Raw genomic sequence first — 22229 nt, forward strand, 5'->3', positions numbered from 1 at the left:
CTGAGAGAGAAACCATGACTAAAACCGACGCCACTACCCGCAAACAGGCACAGCGCCAGCGTGATAAATCCGCCGGTATCAATGAAATTCGCGCCCGGCTTGAGCCAGAAGAACACGCCATGCTGACCGAGGGTATGGCCGCCCGACGTCTGTTCCGGCCAGCCTACGATTTACCGGAATATATCGCGCTCCTGATTCGACAAGATAACCAGCGACTAAAAGAGCAACTGGCTGAACTGGGTAAACAATGTTGCGGCAAATGTGGCGATACCTTGCCGGGTGATCCGAATGGGTGTTGTTTACGCGGTGAGGCGGCATGTTGGCAAACCAAAGGCATCAACAGTCTATTGATTAGCGCAATTAAACCGTTGTGACGCGTCACACTGAAAATTAAATATGTAATGTGACGCGCTGTGTTCACTGCTTTTATGCATAAAAGGCTTGTTGTTCAACAGGCTGCTTTTTAAACCAAGATTTTTTACTTAAGTAAAACCATAGATTTATATAGAAGTTTTCTTAAAAAATGCATAGTATACTGTATATAAACACAGTACGCGTGGTGCTGGGAGGTTATTAGGTGATGGATTTAGACGGGCTAGTTCTACTTGAACGGATAGACCTCATCGCTAGAATGTCAGCTAGCGATGAAATGAAAAACCGAGATCGTGAGGTGGCGTTAGCATGGATTGCTGAGTTAGCCATGGAAGCTAAAAATAGCTATTTAGACGGGGCAGGGGAGTCAGGTTTACATCCTTTGCGCTGACTTTTAGCGCTGCATGCATATAGTGCATGATTTTGCATGATGAAGCTGAGCCAGAAACTCCCAGTTAGCCCCAGTTCCGGCGCGGTTCCCGATGGTTCATGCAAGTGCATGAAAAGCGACCTGCAAAGCGCGCAGGCGTGGCGGGGATAGCATTGCGCGCAAAGGGTTTTGATACCCTTATTTATCGATCTTGGGCGGGCCGTGGTGCTGCGCTCGGTTGAGTCGAGAGTCAATGCGCATTCGTAGGGTGTGAGGGCGTGACGGGCGTCTGGTGGCGTATGGTGCGAGGGGGCGGAATGGCTATTTTTCAGGCATGAAAAAGCCGCCCGGTTCGGCGGCTATGATGTTCAAAACTATCAGTTAACTATTTGTAAACCTGAAACGCGGCCAGCTTATTGTCATCCGTAAACTTTGCGGCAATAACGCCGTCTTTGACCAGTGAATTGATAATACCAAGCGCGCCAGTCATGTATTTGCCTTTAGACATACCACACATCACCTCAGAGTCATGGGCTAACGTCGCGTTACACTCTATTCGATGCGATACCAGCGCAGTAATACAATCCGGGTCAAGTGACAACGCTTGATTAAGAATATCAACAGCCAGTTGCGCTGTGATTTTTGGGTTAGTTTGATTTTTCATTTTCTTCCTCGCTAATTAATTCATAAGGCTTGAACCGGATCACCTCTTGCCCTATCCAGTCATTCACCTCTTTCAATCGTTCTTGCAACGGCGTTAACTCATTGCGGACAAAGACTTGTGAGGCTTTCGCCACGTCACCGAAACCGCCAGTATTGTTGGGAATAATCCCCATCATCTGCGGTGGCACCCGGTGCACACTGAGCAGGTCGTCGCGGGTGGCGTTCTTGATATTAAAAAAGTCATCTTTGGTGGCGACTTCGCTCAACGGTAAAATCTGGATACCGTCTTTCTTGCCATTAGGTGCGTACATAAACAGGTTGCGGAAATTGCCTAACCCTTTAGTGTCGCGCATCGCTTTACGCATTGCCTCAATATCGCTGCTACTTTGCGCGGCGTCAGTCATATACAGGATGTATCCCGCGTGAGCGCCATTCTGGTAATACTTGCGACGGAACAGCGTGGCCGCTTCATTGAGCCAAGCCGAATTTAAGCCGCTGAGATATTCCGGCAGGCCGTAAAGCTCCTGATTGATATCCGGTTCTATCAGGTGAAAAACGCTCCCGGCTTCGAACAGGTGTTCATCTTTCCAGTTCTGGACAAACCAATAGCAATCTTTTTCAAGTCCCCGGCGGGTGTACTTGGCCGGGCTGGGGTCGAGGCGCAGTGGTGCGCCCAGTTGGTTACGGCGCACCTCTAAAAACGCATTGCCGAACACCAGATAATCCAGCGCATAGCGGCTAAAGGCTTGCTGACTGAGCATTGCATGCGGGATAAATGTGCTTGCCAGTATGTTGCGTTTCACATACAGCGGTGAGCTGTGATGCACCGCCGCCCGGAAACTGCGCGCCAGCCCGTCAAAGCTAATCGGCGGGTCATACCATTTACCGTTGCCGGTGCATTCGATGTAATCCAGTATTTCCCGCTTGTCGAGAACGGCGGAGGGTTCGCCAAAGGTGAAAGCCTCCACCGGCTGCTGTTGGCTGGCGGTGTGATTAGTTGCCGGGCGACTTAATGCCTTGCGGCCTTTGCGCTTACTCATTTTACTTCCTCTGCATTGTTTGCCGCTTGTGACCAGTCGCACAAATATAAGAGCTTGAAATCATCCGCCGTCATGTGTTTTTTCAGCCAATCTTTATCCCAATTTTTTCCCCATAACATGCCGCCTTGCTGAGTAGCATCATCAGCCGTAACCGATTGACGGAATACGCCATCAGCACAAAAAACGCCGTTATCGGTGTGTATCACCGGTGCGACTTTTCGTGGATGGCCCAGTGAGCCGTTCCAAATCTTGAACGCGGTATGTGAGCGGGAGGGCGTGGTATAGAGTGTTAAACGATGATTTTTGTGCATTGCCATCCCCTTAGCCATGAGCAGTATTGAACGTGGGTTTTTAGCCCATGCATATTCACCCAGGTACACATTCCCGGCATGAGCAGCGGCGTGACTGTTTTCACCGTGAAAGGCGATAAGTGCGCCATTACCTAACAGAATATTATTCAGCGAACATGGGTTCACGTTTACCCCAACGACCCGACCGAACTCGGCAATATAAGCGCGGGTATTCAAGGCGCTTGGTCTGGTGCAGGTTAAAAAATGCTGATTGCGCCCGGTGGTGAGGGAATCCAGTAACGCTTCAAAAGCAAAAAGCCAGTCGACCCCAATCTGGCGCGACTTGGTGATATTTCGGGCTACGCCGGTCTGCCCCACCCGATACCACGTCTTTTGATAGTCAAAGGCCGCGTTTTCGAAATGTTCGCGCAGGCCGTCAACTTGACCAGCAGTAAAAGTCATTGATTTCATCCGTAAAACTCCAAGAAGTTAGGGCTGTGACCGCCATATGTCGCGGTAAGGGGTTCATTTAACAGGGCGTGCATAATCGCCCACGCCACATCGGCGTGGCTGGCTTCTTCACTGCGGCTGGCAACATAAGTCGAACTCTTGCCGCTGGCGGTCATAGTCTTGCGAATGGCCATAAATGACTGGGTGATATCGGTGTGGCCAGTGTCATATTCCAGACGGCCGTTATTAATGGTGTGCTTGGCTTTCAGCACCATGGCGGTTTTGATTTCAGGGGTGTATTTGATTTCCCTTGCTGCCGGGAAGAACTGGCGCACCAACTGGAAAACGCCTTGGCCGACGGTAGTCGCATCGATACCGATATATTCCACACAATACTTCTGCGTCAGCTCTTCGATATGTTTGGCCTGCGCTTCAAAATCCATCCCTTTCCACTGGTGGCGCTCCAATACGCGGAACTTGCCGCCCGGCACCATTGGCGGCGCGATCACCGCACACCCGGCACTGTCGCCGCCGTTGGCCTCGGACGGGTCGTAACCAATCCACACCGGGCGATGCCCAAACGGCCGCAACGAATACGGGTTGTAGTCTTCCCACTCTTCCAGACTGTCCACCATACAAGCCTGCAACTCGGCGAACGGGAAGACGGACGCTTGATCGTCCACAAACTCGCACATCAACAGGTTTTGATATTCTGACGGGCCGTATTCCAGTGAGAGCTGGTTGAGGTCAAAAAGGTTACAGCCGCCCGCCAGTGCATCTTCAACTGTGACTATCTGCCGCCACTGACCATCATCACACAGCGCACCACGAGCCAAATGGCTGTGGCTTAAATCCAGTTGGATATGGTCGGATTTATTGCGGCGGCCTTTATTGAACAGCTCACCAGACCAGAACGGATAGGCACTGTGCGCCAGACTCGACGGCGTGGAGAAATAGGTGGTACGCCATTTTTTGTGTAATGACATGCCGCTGGCGACTTTGCGCAGCTCCTGAAACTTGGGGATCCAGAAATATTCATCAAGATAGAGATTGCCGGTGTAGCTCTGTGCGGTGCGGACGTTAGTGCCGAGGAAGAACAGGCGCGCGCCATTCGGTAACACCATCGGGTCGCCTTTCAGGTCAACGTCAACCATACGGGCAAAATCGATAATGTAGCTTTTGAACACATGCGCCTGTGCCTTACTGGCGGACAGGAATATCTGATTACGCCCGGTGGTGATGGCGTCCAGCAGCGCTTCGCGGGCAAAGAAGAAGGTTGCACCAATCTGGCGCGATTTCAGAATATTGCGGATACGGTGAGTAAGTCCGGCTTCAAACCAGTTGCGCTGATAATCAAAGATATTTTCGTGAAAAATAGACTCCAGCTTTTCAATAGCGGATTCACCGAACAGGTTTTTATCCGGGGGCTTGCGCTCCCCTTTGTTGCGGTTCGCCACATTCGGGTTTAAATCAGCTTCGCTGCCGGTCTGGCTGTAGCGGTTCACCCGCGCCAGCCGTTCAATCTGGCGGCCTAACAGGTCAATCTCTTTAAAGTCCCGCCCCTCTTTGGCGTCTTTCATGATGAGCTGAATCAACCGCGCTTCCATGCTGGTTTCCACGCGAGAAATGGGCGCAATGGCGTCCCACCTGTCGCGCTTCTTCCAGCTCTGCACTGTCGGCGATTTCAGGGCTAGCTGGTCTGCGATTTGGCGCACAGAAAAGCCCTGCCAGTAAAGCAAGGCCGCCTGTCGCCGTGGGTCGCTGATGATGGTGCTCGGTGTTGTATTCATGCCATTAGGCTACGCGACCAGCCCGACCCTCTGCGCGTCCTCGCTGTTGTGCCAGCCCCGTCACAACGGGCTTTCGTTGTTGCTGCCGCCATACATCAGGAAACTAAGCCCCGAACCGAATAATCATAATCACACTGAATGGAGCAGCCACTTATGGCTAAGAAAGTATCAAAATGGTTTCGTATCGGCGTTGAGGGTGATACCTGTGACGGGCGAGTGATTGACGCTGACGATATCAACCAAATGGCCGAATCCTTTGACCCGCGCGTCTACGGTTGCCGCATTAATTTGGAGCATCTGAAAAGCTACTCCCCGGACAGCACTTTCCGCCGTTATGGCGACGTCTCAGCCCTTAAAGCGGAAACCATTGAAGACGATTCCATTCTCAATGGTAAGCGCGCGTTGTTCGCCCAAATCAGCCCAACCGATGATTTGGTGCAGATGACCAAAGCCCTACAGAAAATCTATACCTCGATGGAGATTCGCCCGAACTTTGCCAATACCGGTAAAGCCTATCTGGTTGGTCTGGCCGTGACCGATGACCCCGCCAGCCTTGGCACCGAAATGTTGGAATTTAGCGCCAAAGCCAAACACAACCCACTGGCCTCCCGTAAATCTCACCCGGACAACCTGTTTTCTGCGGCGGTTGAAGTGCAACTGGAATTTGAAGACGTGGCCGAGCCGGGTGTCACTTTGCTCAACATGGTGAAGTCAGTATTCAGTCGCAAACAGGCCACCGACGACGCCCGTTTTAATGATGTGCATGAGGCGGTGAATGCCGTGGCCGTGCATGTACAGGAACAGGGAGAAACCATTGAAACCCGCTTTACGTCCATCGAGAAGCAACTTGCTGACCAAGTGACAGAGCTTAAGCAAAGTATCGAAAAGGGAAAACAAGGGGTTACGTCCCTAGAAACCAAACTGTCTATCACTGAAAACTTTAGCCAGACCAAGCGCCCGGAATCCACCGGTGGCAACAATCAAAACGATGTATTGACCGACTGCTAGTTGGGGTCACTGGCCGCCGGCTGTGCGGCCCACTGGTTATTTCATTAACACCTTTTTTAACTGAATCAGGATTATTATGCGCCCAGCAACCCGTTTTAAATTTAATGCCTATCTAACCCGTCAAGCCGAGCTGAACGGAGTAGCAACCGGCGACCTGAATAAAAAATTCAGTGTTGAACCCTCCGTTACGCAAACCATCATGACCCGCGTGCAAGAGTCCTCAGAATTTCTGAGCAGCATCAATATTGTGCCAGTCGCCGAGCTGACCGCCGAAAAGGTCGGCCTTGGTGTCAATGGTTCGGTTGCCAGCACCACCGATACTGACGGCGGCGACGAACGCGAAACTGCCGAATTTGCCTCACTGGACAGTGAGAAATATTTCTGTGAACAGGTGAACTACGATTTCCACATTCGCTATAACACCCTCGACCTGTGGGCGCGTTATCAGGACTTCCAGACCCGTTTACGCGACGCCATTATCAAGCGGCAGGCACTTGACCGCATCATGGCAGGCTTCAATGGCACCCACCGCGCCAAGACATCCAACCGTGCACAAAATCCATTGTTGCAGGATATCGCGGTGGGCTGGTTACAGAAGTATCGCACCAATGCACCGGCGCGTGTGATGGATTCGTTTACGGCTAAGGACGGTACTGTCACCGATAAAATCACCGTGGGTGACGAGGGTAACTACGTCAATCTGGATGCACTGGTGATGGATGCTGCCAGCTCAATGATTGCCGAGTGGTATCAAGAAGACCCTGAGTTGGTGGTCATTACGGGTCGCCAGTTGATGCAGGATAAATATTTTCCACTGGTCAACAAAGTGCAAGAGAACAGCGAAACCCTCGCCGCTGACCTAATTATCAGCCAGAAGCGTATCGGCAATTTGCCTGCTGTCCGTGCGCCTTATTTTCCGCCCAACGCATTCATGATCACCCGCCTTGATAACCTGTCTATCTACTGGCTGGAAGATTCGCACCGCCGCCATATTGATGAGAACGCTAAGCGTGACCGCATCGAAAACTACGAATCCATTAAACAGGATTATGTAGTGGAAGATTACGCCTGCGGCTGTCTGGTGGAAAACATCGAGATTTTGCCACCGCCACAGAAAAAAGATGAACCGGAATCTGGCGCAGATAAAAAAGCCGCGTCTGACGCACCTAATTACGATGGTCTAGCGGCCGCGATTATTGCCGCCGTAAAAGTGGCTGCTAACCCGGATGAAACTAAGCCGGAAGCCACAGCCAACGCGGAAAACGTGCTGGAACCCACAGGCGAAGCACCAGCCGCGAAGGGGAGTAAATAAGCCATGACCAGTCCTGCGCGCCGCCACTTTCTGAGGCAGTCGGCTATTGCTGCCTCACAGCAGCGGGATAACCCGCTGCGCCACGCCACCGGCTACGAGCTGATGTTGCTCAAGCTCAATGAAGATAAGCGCAAGCTGAAACAGGTGCGTTCAAACGAGCGTAAAGCCGAGCTGAAACGCCAACTCTTGCCGGATTATCTGCCGTGGGTGTCGGGTGTGTTAAGTGAGGGGAAAGGCGCGCAGGACGCCATTGTCATGACTATCATGATTTGGCGTCTGGACGCTGGGGATATCCCCGGCGCACTGGATATCGCCCGTTATGCCCTTCGTTATCAGTTAGTACCAACTGACCGCTTTACCCGCTCAACAGCTTACCTGATTGCCGAGGAAGTCGCGGACGCTGCGGCGCGCGCCTATGCCACCGGTAAACCTGTTGATGTTGAGCCTCTGCTGCAAACCATTGAGCTGATGGAAGATGAAGATATGCCCGACCAGGTACGCGCCAAACTGCACAAAATGACCGGCTATGTGCTGCGTGACAGTGGCCGGGGCGAACTGGCGCTTACCCATCTTCACCGCGCACTCCAACTGCATACCGGTTGTGGCGTCAAGAAAGACATTGAGCGACTGGCCGTGAAGTTAAAGAACGCCGCCAGCCGCTAACCCGAACGCTCCCCGAGCCGGGCGGCACGATGGCCGCAACAGCATTCATTTTGTTAACGCCATCGTCCACCGCCCACCCATTCTGATATTGAGGTTGCCATGACCACCACTGTTGTTATTCCCGCGCCTCGGCCCGACAAGACGGCCGAGCCGGTGATTGAAAATACCTTTTTCTGGCCTGCGGTTGACCCGATAAAACTGCGCGAATTGTTGCGCCTTGAGGGAACCGTCACCGCCGAGCGCCTGCGTTTTACCATCAAGGGCGCAATCTCTGAGGTCAACGCCGAACTGTACGAGTACCGCCGTGACCAGATGGCGACTGGTTTCAAGACACTGGCCGAGGTGCAGGCCGAGCAACTGGACGGCGAAAGCATCCTGTTGGCCGAGTACCAGCGGGCAGTCTGTGCCATCACGGCCGCACTACTGGCCGAGCGTTATCGCGGTTATGACGCCAGCGCGCGCGGTGATAAACGTGCGGAGGCCATTGAAAGCACGGTTGATGAGTTGTGGCGTGATGCGCGGATTAGCATTCGTAACATTGCCGGTAAGTCCCACAGCATTATTGGCCTTATCTGATGCGGGTTTACGCGTTGCAAGGCGACACGCTCGACGCACTGTGCTGGCGGCATTACGGCCGCACACAAGATGTGCTTGAGCAAGTCTATGACGCAAATCCGGGGCTGTCGGAACTGGGGGCCATTCTGCCGCATGGTTATCCGGTGCAGTTGCCCGATATGGCCCCGGCGGCCCAACGTGAAACCGTTCAATTATGGGATTGAAAATGGAAGAATTTATTACCCGGCTAGCGCATTTACTCACTGTCATCTTGGTTTTTATTGGTGCATTGAGTCCACAGGATATGGCGTTTTATGTGGCGACGGCTGCCGCGATAACGACTTGCATCATCAACTGGTATTACCGACGCAAAAGTTATCTGTTGCTCAAGGAGTTGGGTATCCGAGAGGAGGTGTTTGATGTCCTCAATCGTTAAGCGCTGTCTGGTCGGGGTCATTTTGGCGCTGGCTGCCACCTTACCAAACTACCAGACGCTCAAAACATCAGCCGCCGGGCTAAAACTGATTGCCGATTATGAGGGTTGCCAACTCAACGCCTATCAGTGCAGCGCCAACGTTTGGACAAATGGCATCGGTCACACGTCCGGGGTTAAGCCGGGCAGTGTGATCAGTGAGCGACAGGTGGCGGTCAATCTAGTCACTGATGTGCAGCGGGTTGAACGGGCAATCGTCGTCTGTATGCCAGTTGCCATGCCGCAACCAGTGTATGACTCGGTGGTGTCGTTTGCCTTTAACGTCGGCACCGGCGCGGCCTGTCGCTCGACGCTTGCCTTTCATATCAACAAGGGAGACTGGCGCAGCGCCTGCAATCAGTTACCGCGCTGGGTGTACGTCAATGGCGTGAAAACCAAAGGGCTGGAACGTCGGCGCGCCACTGAACAAACACACTGCCTGAGCGGGGTCTGATATGCGCACAATAATCATTTTATACCTTTCGATGATGGGGTTGCTGGCGTGGCACGCCCATAGCCTGAAAACAGAGTTAGACAGCGCCAAGACTGAGATTGGCACTTTATCCGCTGGGATTGAGAGCCGGGACAACGCGATCACCCTCCTGCAAGATGAGGCCCGGCAACAGGCAGACAATGAGCGGGCATTACGGCAATCACTGAGCCACGCCAGCACCTTGTCATTATCGCGTGAACAGAAAATACAGAGGTTACTCAATGAAAATAAAGCGTTGCGTGATTGGTTCGCTACTGCTTTGCCTGATGATGTTATCCGGCTGCACCAAAGACCCGGGTTTGCCAGCCCCAACGATTATTTACGTTGGCTGTCCGACGGTGAACAGTTGCCCACTACCGGGCAGCAGTCCGGCGGTTAACGGTGATTTAAGTGCCGATATCCGCCAGTTAGAAGCCGCACTGGTGGCCTGCGGGCTGCAAGTGGAAGCCGTGAAACAATGTCAGGAACAACATCATGTTAAAACCCAAACTGCTGCGCCAAGCCTTAACCGACAGCCTGCCGCTGTTCCAGACTAACCCGGAACGGCTGAAAATGTTTGTTGATGGCGGGCGCATTGTCTCGACGCTGGCCCCGTCGCTGTCTTTCGAAAATCAATATCAGCTCACGCTATTTATTGAGGATTTTCCCAGTGATGTTGATTATCTCTTTGTGCCGATACTGGCATGGCTGCGGGAACATCAACCGGACATCATGGCGACGGAGGAAAAGCGCCGCACCGGCTTTATTCATAAAGTTGATGTGATGAGCGATGTGCTGAGTGATATCCGTATCGACTTGCAACTGACTGAGCGGGCCATTGTGAAAGAGATAGACGGCGCACTGCATGTTAACCATGTGCCTGAGCCGCAATTGCCGGAAACGATACCCCGACCAACAGAAATTTACTTCCACGGTGAGCGGATTAAATGAATGAGCTGAAACCCTTTGATGATGCATTGACCGGGCTGATTGCCAACCTGTCACCCAAGGCGCGCAAAGCACTGGCGGTGACGGTTGCCAAGCGCCTGCGCGCCAGTCAGCAACAACGTATTAAACGCCAGCAAGCGCCGGACGGCACCCCGTATGCCACCCGTAAATCTCAACCACTGCGTAAACCCAAGGGCCGGATTAAGCGGGAAATGTTCGCCAAGTTGCGCACCACGCGCTATATGAAAGCCAACAGCAGCCCTGATGAGGCGGTGGTCGAATTTGTGGGACGCGTGGAACGGATGGCGGCCGTGCATCATTTTGGCCTGCGTGACCGTCCAAACGCGCACAGCAAAGATGTGCAGTATGACGAGCGGCCGTTGCTCGGTTTCAGTCAGCAAGATATTGCCATTGTCGAGCATGCCGTGATGGAAAGCCTGTCAAAGTAGAGTGTCTGTTGTCCTGTCGATGAACAAACCCGCACAAATTGCCGCCTGACCTGTTGGGCGGCATCCTTTCTGCATGAACACTCAAACCCAAATCACTGAAATTCTGCGCCTGCTGCGCAACCTGATCCGTATTGGTACGGTGGCCGAGGTCGATCTCGACCAATCCCTGTGCCGTGTGGCGACAGGGGACAATACCACCGGCTGGTTAAACTGGCTGACGCTGCGCGCCGGTCAATCGCGATCATGGTGGGCACCGTCTGAGGGGGAGCAAGTATTGATATTGTCCCTCGGCGGCGAACTGGATACCGCCTTTGTGCTGCCGGGCATTTTCTCTGATAACTTCCCGCCGCCGTCGGCCTCGGCGCATGGCCTGTATATCGCTTTTCCTGACGGTGCCACGTTGCACTATGAACCTGAGAGCGGCGAGTTGCAGGCTGATGGCATCAAAACGGCGGTTATCAATGCCAGTGAATCGATAAATGCCACTGCCCCCACTATCACCTGTGCTGCCTTGGTCAAAATCCTGCTGGATACACCCGAAGTGGAATGCACCAACAACCTGACTACCGGCACGTTGAACGTGAAGAAAGGCGGCACGATGAGCGGCAATATCGAGCATTCCGGCGGCAAGTTCTCATCCAATGGCGTGGTAGTTGATGACCATGACCACGGTGGTGTGTTGCGCGGCGGGGATTATACGGAGGGGATTAAATGACCACTGCCACCTATCTCGGCATGAGCCGCAACGCCGGGCAGACCATTACCGACGCTGACCATATTAGCCAGTCAATTGCAGACATACTGATTACCCCGGTGGGGTCACGTGTGATGCGCCGCGCTTATGGTTCGCTGCTATCGGAGTTGATTGACCAGCCGCAAAATCCAGCCCTGCGCCTGCAAATTATGGCCGCCAGTTACAGTGCCATTCTGTGCTGGGAGCCAAGGGTTAAGCTGACCGGCATCACCTTTGAGACCACTATTGACGGAAAAATGGTGGTCGATATCACCGGTACCCGCAGCGATAGCGCGGGTCCGCTTTCATTAACCATTCCTGTGAGCTGACCCTATGGCAACCATTGACCTGAGCCTGTTACCGCCGCCGTTTGTGGTGGAAGAACTGGATTATGAAACCTTACTGGCCGAGCGCAAAGCCACGCTGATTTCTCTGTATCCAGAAGAACAGCGCGCCGCCGTGGCCCGCACCCTTTCGCTGGAATCGGAGCCGCTGGTCAAGCTATTGCAGGAAAACACTTACCGCGAGGTGATATTACGCCAGCGTGTCAATGATGCGGCCCGCGCGGTGATGGTGGCTTATGCCGTCGGCAGCGATTTAGACCAGCTCGGCGCGAATAACAACGTTGCGCGGCTGGTGATTACCCCGGCAGACCCCACGGCCATTCCGCCGATTGAGGCGGTGATGGAATCTGACAGTGATTTCCGGGTGAGAATTCCACAGGCTTTCGAGGGCTTGAGTGTCGCCGGGCCGACCGGAGCCTATGAATACCATGCAAAAAGTGCTGACGGCCGGGTGGCCGATGCCTCGGCAATCAGCCCGACACCCGCCTGTGTCACGGTCACGGTGTTATCGCGCGAGGGTAACGGTGAAGCCTCGGCCGAGCTGTTGGCTGTGGTTGAAACCGCGCTGAATGATGAGAATACGCGGCCGGTGGCTGACCGGGTGACGGTGCAATCGGCCCGCATTGAAAATTATGAGATTGACGCGGTGCTCTACCTGCATCCGGGGCCGGAAGCGGAGCCGGTACGCGTGGCGGCCGAGAAAAAACTGACCGCCTTTGTCACCGCACAGCGCCGCCTTGGTCGCGATATTCGCCTGTCGGCACTTTATGCCGCGCTGCATGTTGAGGGTGTCCAGCGGGTGGTGATTAATGCCCCATTGGCCGACGTGGTGCTGGATAAAACCCAAGCCGCGTATTGCACCGGCAGCACCATCACTGTCGGAGGGACGGATGACTGACCGTTTATTGCCTGTCGGTTCCTCGGTGCTGGAAGTGGCCGCCGCGCGCGCCTGTGCCGAACTGGAGAATACCCCGGTTCCGATTCGCCAGCTGTGGAACGCCGACACCTGCCCGCTTGAATTATTGCCTTATTTGGCGTGGGCGTGGTCAGTGGATCGCTGGGATGAGAAATGGCCGGAAACCACCAAGCGGGCAGTGGTGAAGTCCTCGCAGTATGTCCACAAACACAAAGGCACCATAGGCGCAATTCGTCGGATCGTTGAGCCATTGGGCTATCTCATCAATGTGCGCGAGTGGTGGAAGAGCGGTGAGGCACCCGGCACCTTTCGCCTCGATGTCGGCGTATTGGAAACCGGCATTACCGAAGAAATGTATCAAGAGCTTGAGCGGCTAATAGATGATGCAAAGCCGTGCAGTCGCCATTTAATCGGCTTGTCTATCAACCTCGACAGCAGCGGCCCGCTGTATGTGGCTGCTGGCAGTTACAGCGGTGACGAGCTGACCGTGTACCCGTATTTACCTGAAACCATAACCGTGAGCGGCGAGGATTACGCCAGCGCCGCCGTCCATATTATTGATGACCTGAGAGTGAACCCATGACAGCGAGATTCTTTGCTTTACTGACTAATATTGGCGCGGCCAAGCTGGCGAACGCCACCGCACTCGGCACCCGCTTAGAGATAACTCAAATGGCCGTCGGGGATGGCGGCGGAACCCTGCCAACCCCTAACCCGGCACAAACCCAACTGGTGAATGAGCAACGCCGGGCGGCTCTTAATATGCTGACCGTTGACCCAGTAAACACGAGCCAGATTATTGCGGAACAGGTTATCCCTGAAACCGAGGGCGGGTGGTGGATTCGAGAAATTGGCTTGTTGGATAAAGACGGTGATTTGATTGCCATTGCCAACTGTGCCGAAACCTATAAACCGCAACTGCAAGAGGGCAGCGGCCGCACCCAAACCATTCGGGTGATTTTGATTGTCAGCAGCACGGCGGCGGTTACGTTGAAAATCGACCCGTCGGTGGTATTGGCGACGCGTAAATACGTGGATGATGGGGTGATTGAGGTTAAAACCTATGCAGATGACCTGATGGTTAAACATCTGGCCGGGACTAATCCCCATTCGCAATACGCACCGCTTGCCAGTCCCGCACTGACGGGTAAACCAACCGCGCCTACACCGGCTGCGGGAAATAATACCCAACAGTTGGCGAACACCGCTTTTATTCAGGCTGCTATTGACGCTTTGGGGTTGGGCAGTGCAGCTAAATTAAATTCTGGTGTCGCCGGGGGCGTTGCACTCTTTAACGATACGCTCCGCGTGGTTAATGACTTAATCGAAATTAAAAACAAAGGGGAAGTAGCCAAGACTAACTCAAGAATTAATCTCGGCTGTGGAACGGTGGCGGTAAAAGATGTCGGAACGGGCGCAGGACAAATACCCGATATGAATTCATTTACTTCTGGCAATGGCTGGGTGAAATATCCTGATGGCACCATTATTCAGCGCGGGCGGGCGAACAGCTCTGATGCAGGTTATGCACTGATAAATTTCCCTATTCCATTTATAACCGGATTTACATTGGCTTTATTGCCAGTGAGTTCTGCAAACCCACCGGCTACGCGTTATTCAGCCAATATGGGGCCGTTGGGTGACGGTAGGACAAACTTTTCATTTGCCGTGTGGGTCTTAAACTCAAACACAATTAGCAATGTGGGTACTGATTACATCGCCATAGGAAAATAAAATGAAATATTTATTCAGTGATATTAAAAATCTATTTTTCCCTTACTCAAGCATGGAAGATTATAAACAAGCAGGAATGTGGCCCGAGTCTGGTGTAGATGTTGATGAGGATATATTTGCACTTTACACAGGGGAACCGCCAACGGGGAAGGTGCGCGGTTCTGTTGATGGAATGCCTGCCTGGGTAGATGTTTCCCCACAACAACCATTAACCGCCGATGAACTTGCCGCAAAAGCTCGCTCTCACCGTGATGATTTTATTATGGCGACTGACCCCATGATGGTCAGCGATTACTCGATTGATGACGCCCCACTGACCAAGGCACAACGCACCGAGTTAACCGCCACGCGCGCGCTCTATCGTGCATGGCCGACAGTAGAGAACTGGCCGCTGATTGAACTACCCGAGCTGCCGCAATGGCTGTTAGTGGAAGCCGTTAATCAGGGCTATCGTGTCCCAGTCTGGCCGCCGCTGTCAGCCTGATATTTTATATTAGCCCCGCAATCGGGGCTTTTCATTGTGCCATCCCTCACACATCCCCTATCAATCGCCCCGCGCACTGTAACCCGTCACCATACTCTCACCCTTAACCAACGGAGAGTTACCCCATGGGTGATTATCATCACGGCGTCCGCGTTCTCGAAATCAACGAGGGGACGCGTGTCATTTCCACTATTTCAACCGCCATTGTCGGTATGGTCTGCACCAGCGATGATGCAGACGCGGCAGCATTTCCCCTCAATACCCCGGTACTGATTACCAATGTGCTGGCCGCCGCTGGCAAAGCCGGAAAAAAAGGCACGCTGGCCGCGTCATTGCTGGCGATTGCGGAACAGGCCCGCCCTGTCACCATTGTGGTGCGGGTGGCTACCGGTAAAGATGAGGCTGAAACTACCTCCAATATTATCGGCGGCGCTGACGAGAACGGCCGCTACACCGGCATGAAAGCGCTGTTAGATGCGCAGTCTGTCACCGGTGTGCGCCCGCGTATTTTGGGTGTGCCGGGGCTGGATAATCAGCAGGTGTCTACCGCACTGGCGAGTATCTGCCAGCAGTTGCGCGCCTTTGGCTATATCAGCGCCTACGGTTGCAAGACCCTTTCCGAAGCCATTTTGTACCGTGACAATTTCAGCCAGCGTGAGTTGATGCTGATTTGGCCGGACTTCCTGAGCTGGAACACCACCGCCAACAGCACCGATATTGCTTATGCCACTGCCCGCGCGCTGGGTCTGCGCGCCAAGATTGACCAAGAGACGGGATGGCATAAAACCCTGTCTAACGTCGGGGTGAATGGCGTGACCGGTATATCTGCCAGCGTCTACTGGGATTTACAGACCGTCGGCACTGACGCCGACCTGCTCAATAAAGCCTGTGTAACCACCCTTGTACGCAAAGATGGCTTCAAGTTTTGGGGTTCGCGCACCTGTTCTGACGACCCGCTATTCGCCTTTGAAAACTACACCCGCACCGCACAAATTCTGGCTGACACCATGGCCGAGGCGCAGTTGTGGGCCATAGACCGCCCGATGCACCCGACGCTGGTTAAAGACATGATTGGCAGCATCAATGCTAAATTCCGCGAAATGAAATCCGCCGGGCTGATTATTGACGGCAGTTGCTGGTATGACGACAGCGCCAACGATAAAAACACCCTGAAAGCGGGCAAGCTGTTTATCGATTACGACTACACCCCAGTGCCACCACTGGAAGATTTAACCCTGCGCCAGCGTATCACCGATAAATATCTGGTGAACTTTGCCGCTGCCGTCAACAGCTAAGGAAACCTGACTTATGGCACTGCCACGTAAGCTGAAATTGATGAACCTGTTTAACGATGGTCGGGATTATATGGGGATCGTGTCCTCAATCACCCTGCCGAAACTCACCCGCAAGCTGGAGAACTACCGGGGCGGTGGGATGAATGGCGTCGCGCCGATTGATTTGGGGCTGGATGACGATGCGCTATCCATGGAGTGGTCGATGGGCGGCCTCGACGAGCTGGTGTTGCAGCAATGGGGAACCCCAAAAGTTGACGCGGTTCCGCTGCGTTTTGCCGGGGCTTATCAGCGTGACGACACTGGCGAAGTGACGGCGGTAGAGGTCGAAATCCGTGGCCGTCATAAAGAGATTGATGGCGGCGAATCCAAACAAGGGGAAGACACCGAAACCAAGGTATCCACCCAGTGTACTTATTACAAGCTGACCATTGACGGCAAGGTAGTGATGGAGATTGACGTGGTTAACCTGATTGAAATGGTTAACGGCGTAGACCTGCTGGAAGCCCAACGCAAGGCCATTGGCCGCTAACCCCTGACGGCCAGTGTTAATCCGCTGGCCCTCCCTGACTGAACTGGAAAAAACCATGAAAAAAGTGACTGCTAAAACTGAACCTGTCGCCGAGATTAACGAGAATGTGGTGGTACTGGATACCCCATTAAAACGCGGCGATAGCCTGATTACTGAAATTGAAGTTTACCGCCCCAATGCTGGGTCGTTGCGCGGGGTGAGGCTGCTTGATGTAGCCAATGCTGATGTCGATGCGCTGATTATTGTGTTGCCCCGTATCACCTCACCGACACTGACCGCCGCAGAATGCAACCGTCTGGAGTTACCCGATTTAGTGGCGCTGGCCGGTAAGGTGGTTGGTTTTTTATCACCGAAACGGGGGGTGTAACGCTCGACCCGAAACTGGAAGTGGATGACCTGATGGCGGATATTGCCGCCATTTTTCACTGGCCGCCGTCGGAGCTTTGGGGGTTGAGCCTCACCGAGCTGGTGCGCTGGCGTCATAAAGCCCTGCTACGAAGTGGAGCCGTAAACCATGAGTAAGAGCTTACAGTTACAGGTATTGCTCAAAGCCGTAGACCAAGCTACCCGCCCGTTTAAAGCCATTCAAACCGCCAGTAAATCTCTCACTGGCGACATTCGCAATACGCAAAGCAGCATCAAATCCCTTGATGCGCAGGCGGCGAAAATTGACGGTTTCCGCAAGGCCAGCGCCCAACTGGCGGTCACCGGGCAGGCATTAAAAAAAGCCAAAGAAGACGCGGCGGCGCTGGCGATTGCGTTTAAAAACACTGAGAAACCCACCGCCCAACAAGCCCGGCTGATGGAGGGAGCCAAGCGCGCAGCGGCTGAACTGCAAACCAAGTACAACGGGTTGCGTACATCGGTACAGCGCCAGCGCGATGCGCTCAACGCTGACGGCATAGCGACCAAAAACCTGAGCAGTGAACAGCGCCGGTTACGCAGCAGTGCCGCCGAGGCGACTGTCGCCCTGAGTCGCCAACGGCAAGAGCTGCAACGCCTGAGTATGAAACAGGAACAGCTCAACCGTATTAGCAACCGTTACCAGAAAGGCAAAGCCGCCACCAGTGCGGTGCGTAATACCAGCGCGGCCAGTCTGGGCATAGCCACCGCCGGGCTGTACGGCGCGGCGAAACTGATTGCGCCGGGTATCGAGTTCGACAGCCAGATGTCCGGCACTCAGGCGATTTTGGGGCTGGATAAAAACGACACCAAGCTGGCCGCCATTCGTCAGCAGGCGCGTGACATTGGCGGCTCAACCGCCTTTTCTCCAACCGATGTGGCACGAACCCAAGACACGCTGGCCCGCTCAGGCTATGACGCTGACGCCATTCTGGCCGCCACTGAACCGACGGTTAACCTGTCGCTGGCATCCGGTGTGGATATTGCCGAGGCGGCCGATATTGTCACTAACATGCAATCGGCGTTTAACCTGCCATTAGACCAGATTCAACGCGTGTCGGACGTGATGGCGAAAGGCTTCACCAGTTCAAACACCAACCTGTTAGAGCTGGGCGAGGCGATGAAATATGTCGCCCCGATTGCCGAGGCCGCCGGGGCCAGCATCGAAGACACTACCGCGCTACTCGGTGTTCTGGCCGATAACGGCATAAAAGGCAGTATGGCCGGTACCAGTACCAGTGCGGTATTTAGCCGCTTACAGGCTCCTATCGGCAAAGCACCGGAAGCCTTGCGCGAACTGGGGATAACCACCCGCGACGGCAAAGGCAATATGTTGCCGGTGGAGAAAATCCTCAAAGATATTGACCGCTCGTTTAAAAAGAACAAGTTAGGCACCGCACAGCAAGCCGAATACCTGAAAGTGATCTTTGGTGATGAAGCGATGAAAGGCGCGGTGAAACTGGTGGCCGCAGCCGGTAACGGCAAGCTGGCGGAGAAGCAAAGTAAGCTAAAAAATGCTGATGGCACCGCGCAATCTATCGCCACGGTCAGAATGGACAACCTCGACGGCGACCTGAAAAACCTGAGTTCGGCATGGGAAGACTTAGAGATTGAAGTGTTTGAGAAACAGGACTCTGCACTGCGCCAACTGACCGTGACCGCGACAGACTGGCTGGTCAATGTCGCGGTGTGGGCCAAGAAAAACCCGGAGCTGGTCGCCACTATTACCAAAGTGACCGGCGGAGCGCTGGCACTGGTCGCCGGGTTGGGTGCGCTGGGGCTGATGGCATGGCCGGTCATGGCCGGGTTTAACCTGCTATTGGCCGGGGCCAGTCTGTTGAGTACCGGTTTTTCCCTGATGGCCGGAACCATTGCCGCTGCGCTCACGGCACTAACATGGCCGATAGTGGCCGTGGTGGCAGCCATTGTGGCCGGTGGCCTGCTTATCCGGAAATACTGGGAGCCTATCAGCGCCTTTATTGCTGGCGTCGCCGAGGGCTTTACTGCTGCCATGGGGCCAATCAGTGCCGCCTTTGAGCCGCTAAAGCCGGTGTTTAACTGGTTTAGTGACAAGGTGAAACAGCTTTCAAACTGGTTCGCTGACCTGATTAAACCGGTGAAAGCCACGCAGGAAACCTTAGACGTGGCGACCAATGCGGGCAAGTTATTTGGTGAGGGGCTGGCGGCGGCGCTCAGTCTGCCCATGGATGCGCTGAACACCCTGCGCAGTGGTATTGACTGGGTGCTGGAAAAGCTCGGCGTTATTGACAGCAAATCTACCGGGCTGGCCGATAACGTCCCGAAAGATAACCCTTACGCGGGCGGATACTCACCCAGTGGCGGCGTGTTATATGGCGGTTATCAGCCGGTGACTGCCAATACTGGCACCACTATCGTTGACAGTAGTGTCACCACCAACGATATCAAGGTGACTATTCCGCCGGGTATGAGCCGACAGGATGCCGAGCGAATGATGGTTGATGCGCTTGCCAAGAACGAACGCGATAAGCGCGCCCGTCAGCGCGGCCAGATGGAGAATGATTAATCATGATGTTATCACTGGGTTTATTTGTGTTTATGCGCCAGACCACACCCTATCAAACCATGGCCCGTAACATTGATTACCGTTGGCCGACTAACAGCCGCGTGGGTTTGCGCCCGTCCGCGCAATTTCTTGGCGTCGACAGTGAAAAAATCACCTTGTCTGGGGTGCTATTGCCGGAGCTAACCGGTGGCCGCCTGTCATTGCTGACCCTTGAGGCCATGGCTGACCAAGGCAAGGCTTGGCCGCTGGTTGAGGGCAGTGGCATGATTTACGGCATGTTTGTGATTGAGAGCCTGAGCCAGACCGGCGCGTTGTTTTTTGAAGACGGTAGCGCCCGTCGTATTGAGTTCACCCTCAACCTGTTGCGGGTGGATGAGTCGTTAACGGCCATGTTCGGCGACCTGCAACAACAAGCTGACGAGTTACTGGGTAAGGCGACGGAAATGACCGGCAAGGCGCAGGCGACTATCGGGGGATTCTTCTCATGATGACTGGCATGGCACTACCGGCGGGTGCGGATATGGCCCCGGACTTTATGCTGAATATTAATCAAAAAGATATCACGCAGAATATTCGTGACCGGCTGCTATCCCTGAGCCTGACCGATAACCGAGGTTTTGAGGCTGACCAGCTCGATGTGGAACTGGATGATGCCGACGGGCAGCTTGCCATGCCGGAACGGGGCGCGGTGCTGTCGGTGTTCTTGGGCTGGAAAGGCTCGGCCTTAATTGGTAAAGGCGATTTTACCGTGGATGAAGTCGAGCATCATGGCGCGCCGGATACGCTGATTATTCGCGCGCGCAGTGCTGATTTTCGCGGTTCGCTCAATACGCGCCGAGAAGTCTCTTATCATGAAACCACACTGGGGAAAGTGGTGGCGCAGGTGGCCGAGCGCAATAACCTGAAAGCCATGCTGGCCGAGGGGCTGGCGGATATCGCTATTTCCCATATCGACCAGACCCAAGAAACAGACGCCAAGTTTATCACCCGGTTAGCCTCGCTCAATGGTGCAGTGGCCGCCGTCAAAGCTGGGCGATTGTTATTTATCAAGCCGGGCAGCGGTGTGACGGCCAGTGGTAAACCTATTCCGCAAATGACGATCACCCGGCAAGATGGCGACCAGCACAGCTTTAGTATTGCTGACCGGGGCGCGTATACCGGTGTGAGTGCCAGTTGGTTGCACACTAAAGACCCTAAACCGGCCAAGCCGAAAAAGGTTAAGTTGCAGCGTAAGCCCAAGTTTAAACAACTCCGCGCGCTGGAACACCCCAAAGCCAAACCGACCCGCACCAAAGCAGCGACAGTAAAAAAGCCAGTGGAGGAAAAGCAAGGGGATTATCTGGTGGGGTCTGAGGATAACGTTTTTACTATCACCACGGTTTACGCCACGCAAAAAGCCGCCATGCGCGCCGCACAGTCTAAATGGGAGAAGTTACAGCGCGGTGTGGCTGAATTCAGTATCACCCTTGCTATGGGGCGCGCTGATTTATTCCCTGAAACACCGGTTGCGGTCAATGGCTTTAAATCCGTGATAGACCAGCAAAGCTGGATAATCAGCAAGGTATCGCACAGCTTGAGCAACAGCGGCTACACCACACAATTGTCACTCGAAGTGTTGTTGTCGGATGTGACATATGAGGCTGAGTAAATTCACAATAAGTGATTTATTGATTAATTAGTTCACATAAAGCTAATTGTTAAGCATTTCTAGTGTTATCATACTTGCATAAGCAGAGAGAGGAGGGGATACGAGTATGATGCATTGCCCGCTTTGTAAGACCGCTGCACATGCTCGGTCTAGCCGTTACCTGAGTGAAAAAACGAAAGAACGTTATCACCAGTGCCAGAATATAAATTGCAGTTGTACTTTCGCTACGCACGAAACGGTAGACAGAATCATTGTGTCACCGGGGGAAACAAAGCCAGCCCCACCCCATCCAAGTCGAACGAATCAAGGTGTATTGTGGATATAGAATAAGCCTGCGAAAGCAGGTTTTTTTTCGCCCTAAGAACCGATCACCAGAATATCGATCGCCATTTTATCGCCATCGCCATTTTAGCCAACAAAAAAGCCAACTCGAAAGTTGGCTTAATGTGCTGATTTAACAGCTAAAATTTGGTGGCCCCTACTGGACTTGAACCAGTGACCAAGCGATTATGAGTCGCGTGCTCTAACCAACTGAGCTAAGGGGCCAAACTTGGACGCTGATTATACGGTAGTTTTTATCCTGCGGTCTAGAGCTGATAAATCAGATGGGCGTTTTCTGTGCAAATTTGAGGGTTTTTAAGTATATAGTGGAAAATAGTAAGCCAATATTAGTATCGGAATCAGAGTTTAAGCCAAAAAGAAAACCCCCGGCATGCCGAGGGTTTTGTATGCTTGTCACGGCAAC

Annotated in this window: 30 protein-coding genes and 1 tRNA gene; 26 read left to right on the forward strand and 5 right to left on the reverse strand. The window is 53.6% G+C overall.

Annotated elements, in window-relative coordinates; all coding sequences use genetic code 11:
• Positions 1 to 14 precede the first annotated feature (14 nt).
• Positions 15 to 374 carry a hypothetical protein gene (locus FTB31_RS09895; protein ID WP_227731376.1) on the forward strand — a complete coding sequence of 120 codons (360 nt, stop codon included), beginning with the start codon at positions 15 to 17 and terminating at the stop codon, positions 372 to 374.
• A 753-nt stretch (positions 375 to 1127) separates the two neighbouring features.
• On the opposite strand, the gene FTB31_RS09900 is transcribed toward FTB31_RS09895, so the two are convergent.
• The 4 genes from FTB31_RS09900 to FTB31_RS09915 are packed head-to-tail and all read right to left on the reverse strand — an operon-like array spanning position 1128 to position 4975.
• Entirely contained in the window at positions 1128 to 1406 is a 279-nt protein-coding gene (locus FTB31_RS09900) for a hypothetical protein (protein WP_227731318.1), read from the reverse strand.
• The gene (locus FTB31_RS09905) at positions 1390 to 2445 is read right to left on the reverse strand and encodes a phage portal protein (RefSeq protein ID WP_227731319.1); all 1056 of its coding nucleotides are present in this window, start codon (positions 2443 to 2445) and stop codon (positions 1390 to 1392) included. The genes FTB31_RS09900 and FTB31_RS09905 overlap by 17 nt, the downstream gene beginning before the upstream one ends.
• The gene (locus FTB31_RS09910; protein ID WP_227731320.1) at positions 2442 to 3206 is read right to left on the reverse strand and encodes a terminase large subunit domain-containing protein; all 765 of its coding nucleotides are present in this window, start codon (positions 3204 to 3206) and stop codon (positions 2442 to 2444) included. The genes FTB31_RS09905 and FTB31_RS09910 overlap by 4 nt, the downstream gene beginning before the upstream one ends.
• Entirely contained in the window at positions 3203 to 4975 is a 1773-nt protein-coding gene (locus FTB31_RS09915) for a terminase ATPase subunit family protein (RefSeq protein WP_050107432.1), read from the reverse strand. Before FTB31_RS09915 ends, FTB31_RS09910 begins: the two co-directional genes overlap by 4 nt.
• A gap of 153 nt (positions 4976 to 5128) precedes the next feature.
• Between FTB31_RS09915 and FTB31_RS09920 the strand changes: the two genes are divergently transcribed.
• From FTB31_RS09920 to FTB31_RS10040, 25 genes are all read left to right on the forward strand, one after another.
• Complete coding sequence (locus FTB31_RS09920) at positions 5129 to 5983, forward strand: GPO family capsid scaffolding protein (protein ID WP_227731321.1); 855 nt, start codon at positions 5129 to 5131, stop codon at positions 5981 to 5983.
• Between the two features lie 76 nt (positions 5984 to 6059).
• Positions 6060 to 7295 (forward strand): phage major capsid protein, P2 family, encoded by a 1236-nt coding sequence (locus tag FTB31_RS09925; protein ID WP_227731322.1) that lies wholly within the window; start codon positions 6060 to 6062, stop codon positions 7293 to 7295.
• 3 nt (positions 7296 to 7298) lie between these two features.
• Entirely contained in the window at positions 7299 to 7958 is a 660-nt protein-coding gene (locus tag FTB31_RS09930) for a phage terminase small subunit (protein WP_088130131.1), read from the forward strand.
• A gap of 99 nt (positions 7959 to 8057) precedes the next feature.
• Positions 8058 to 8534, forward strand: coding sequence for a head completion/stabilization protein (locus FTB31_RS09935; protein WP_088130132.1), 477 nt, complete (start codon positions 8058 to 8060; stop codon positions 8532 to 8534).
• Complete coding sequence (locus FTB31_RS09940; RefSeq protein WP_167311483.1) at positions 8534 to 8737, forward strand: tail protein X; 204 nt, start codon at positions 8534 to 8536, stop codon at positions 8735 to 8737. The genes FTB31_RS09935 and FTB31_RS09940 overlap by 1 nt, the downstream gene beginning before the upstream one ends.
• Positions 8738 to 8739: 2 nt before the next feature.
• Complete coding sequence (locus FTB31_RS09945; protein ID WP_049679414.1) at positions 8740 to 8949, forward strand: phage holin family protein; 210 nt, start codon at positions 8740 to 8742, stop codon at positions 8947 to 8949.
• Positions 8933 to 9439 (forward strand): lysozyme, encoded by a 507-nt coding sequence (locus FTB31_RS09950; protein ID WP_227731323.1) that lies wholly within the window; start codon positions 8933 to 8935, stop codon positions 9437 to 9439. Before FTB31_RS09945 ends, FTB31_RS09950 begins: the two co-directional genes overlap by 17 nt.
• A 1-nt stretch (position 9440) precedes the next feature.
• Positions 9441 to 9857 carry an Rz-like lysis system protein LysB gene (gene lysB, locus FTB31_RS09955; RefSeq protein WP_227731324.1) on the forward strand — a complete coding sequence of 139 codons (417 nt, stop codon included), beginning with the start codon at positions 9441 to 9443 and terminating at the stop codon, positions 9855 to 9857.
• Positions 9745 to 10014 carry an Rz1-like lysis system protein LysC gene (gene lysC, locus FTB31_RS09960; RefSeq protein ID WP_265102183.1) on the forward strand — a complete coding sequence of 90 codons (270 nt, stop codon included), beginning with the start codon at positions 9745 to 9747 and terminating at the stop codon, positions 10012 to 10014. Before lysB ends, lysC begins: the two co-directional genes overlap by 113 nt.
• A complete protein-coding gene (locus tag FTB31_RS09965; protein WP_227731325.1) occupies positions 9953 to 10408 on the forward strand; it encodes a phage tail protein in 456 nt (151 codons plus the stop codon). The genes lysC and FTB31_RS09965 overlap by 62 nt, the downstream gene beginning before the upstream one ends.
• Positions 10405 to 10854, forward strand: a complete 450-nt coding sequence (locus FTB31_RS09970) for a phage virion morphogenesis protein (protein WP_227731326.1) — start codon at positions 10405 to 10407, stop codon at positions 10852 to 10854. The genes FTB31_RS09965 and FTB31_RS09970 overlap by 4 nt, the downstream gene beginning before the upstream one ends.
• 73 nt (positions 10855 to 10927) lie before the next feature.
• Positions 10928 to 11569, forward strand: coding sequence for a phage baseplate assembly protein V (locus FTB31_RS09975; protein ID WP_227731327.1), 642 nt, complete (start codon positions 10928 to 10930; stop codon positions 11567 to 11569).
• The gene (locus FTB31_RS09980) at positions 11566 to 11916 is read left to right on the forward strand and encodes a GPW/gp25 family protein (RefSeq protein ID WP_227731328.1); all 351 of its coding nucleotides are present in this window, start codon (positions 11566 to 11568) and stop codon (positions 11914 to 11916) included. The genes FTB31_RS09975 and FTB31_RS09980 overlap by 4 nt, the downstream gene beginning before the upstream one ends.
• Positions 11917 to 11920: 4 nt before the next feature.
• On the forward strand, positions 11921 to 12829 hold the full coding sequence (locus tag FTB31_RS09985; protein ID WP_227731329.1) for a baseplate assembly protein: 909 nt from the start codon (positions 11921 to 11923) through the stop codon (positions 12827 to 12829).
• Positions 12822 to 13430: a phage tail protein I gene (locus FTB31_RS09990; protein ID WP_227731330.1), complete on the forward strand. Its 609-nt coding sequence runs from the start codon at positions 12822 to 12824 to the stop codon at positions 13428 to 13430. The genes FTB31_RS09985 and FTB31_RS09990 overlap by 8 nt, the downstream gene beginning before the upstream one ends.
• On the forward strand, positions 13427 to 14581 hold the full coding sequence (locus FTB31_RS09995; protein ID WP_227731331.1) for a phage tail protein: 1155 nt from the start codon (positions 13427 to 13429) through the stop codon (positions 14579 to 14581). The genes FTB31_RS09990 and FTB31_RS09995 overlap by 4 nt, the downstream gene beginning before the upstream one ends.
• 1 nt (position 14582) lies before the next feature.
• Complete coding sequence (locus FTB31_RS10000; protein WP_227731332.1) at positions 14583 to 15065, forward strand: tail fiber assembly protein; 483 nt, start codon at positions 14583 to 14585, stop codon at positions 15063 to 15065.
• A gap of 125 nt (positions 15066 to 15190) precedes the next feature.
• Complete coding sequence (locus FTB31_RS10005) at positions 15191 to 16360, forward strand: phage tail sheath protein (RefSeq protein WP_227731333.1); 1170 nt, start codon at positions 15191 to 15193, stop codon at positions 16358 to 16360.
• A 13-nt stretch (positions 16361 to 16373) separates the two neighbouring features.
• Positions 16374 to 16889, forward strand: a complete 516-nt coding sequence (locus FTB31_RS10010) for a phage major tail tube protein (RefSeq protein WP_050107464.1) — start codon at positions 16374 to 16376, stop codon at positions 16887 to 16889.
• A gap of 55 nt (positions 16890 to 16944) precedes the next feature.
• Entirely contained in the window at positions 16945 to 17256 is a 312-nt protein-coding gene (locus FTB31_RS10015; RefSeq protein ID WP_050115638.1) for a phage tail assembly protein, read from the forward strand.
• A gap of 32 nt (positions 17257 to 17288) precedes the next feature.
• Entirely contained in the window at positions 17289 to 17411 is a 123-nt protein-coding gene (locus FTB31_RS10020) for a GpE family phage tail protein (protein WP_050115637.1), read from the forward strand.
• Positions 17404 to 19836 (forward strand): phage tail tape measure protein, encoded by a 2433-nt coding sequence (locus FTB31_RS10025; protein ID WP_227731334.1) that lies wholly within the window; start codon positions 17404 to 17406, stop codon positions 19834 to 19836. Before FTB31_RS10020 ends, FTB31_RS10025 begins: the two co-directional genes overlap by 8 nt.
• Positions 19837 to 19838: 2 nt before the next feature.
• On the forward strand, positions 19839 to 20324 hold the full coding sequence (locus FTB31_RS10030) for a phage tail protein (protein ID WP_227731335.1): 486 nt from the start codon (positions 19839 to 19841) through the stop codon (positions 20322 to 20324).
• Positions 20321 to 21484: a phage late control D family protein gene (locus tag FTB31_RS10035; protein ID WP_227731336.1), complete on the forward strand. Its 1164-nt coding sequence runs from the start codon at positions 20321 to 20323 to the stop codon at positions 21482 to 21484. Before FTB31_RS10030 ends, FTB31_RS10035 begins: the two co-directional genes overlap by 4 nt.
• Positions 21485 to 21590: 106 nt before the next feature.
• Complete coding sequence (locus FTB31_RS10040; protein WP_072076720.1) at positions 21591 to 21809, forward strand: DNA-binding transcriptional regulator; 219 nt, start codon at positions 21591 to 21593, stop codon at positions 21807 to 21809.
• Between the two features lie 144 nt (positions 21810 to 21953).
• Here FTB31_RS10040 and FTB31_RS10045 read toward each other — a convergent pair.
• Positions 21954 to 22030: transfer RNA gene (locus FTB31_RS10045), tRNA-Ile, on the reverse strand.
• Positions 22031 to 22229 lie beyond the last annotated feature (199 nt).

Source organism: Yersinia proxima, assembly GCF_902170785.1.
Lineage (GTDB): Bacteria > Pseudomonadota > Gammaproteobacteria > Enterobacterales > Enterobacteriaceae > Yersinia > Yersinia proxima.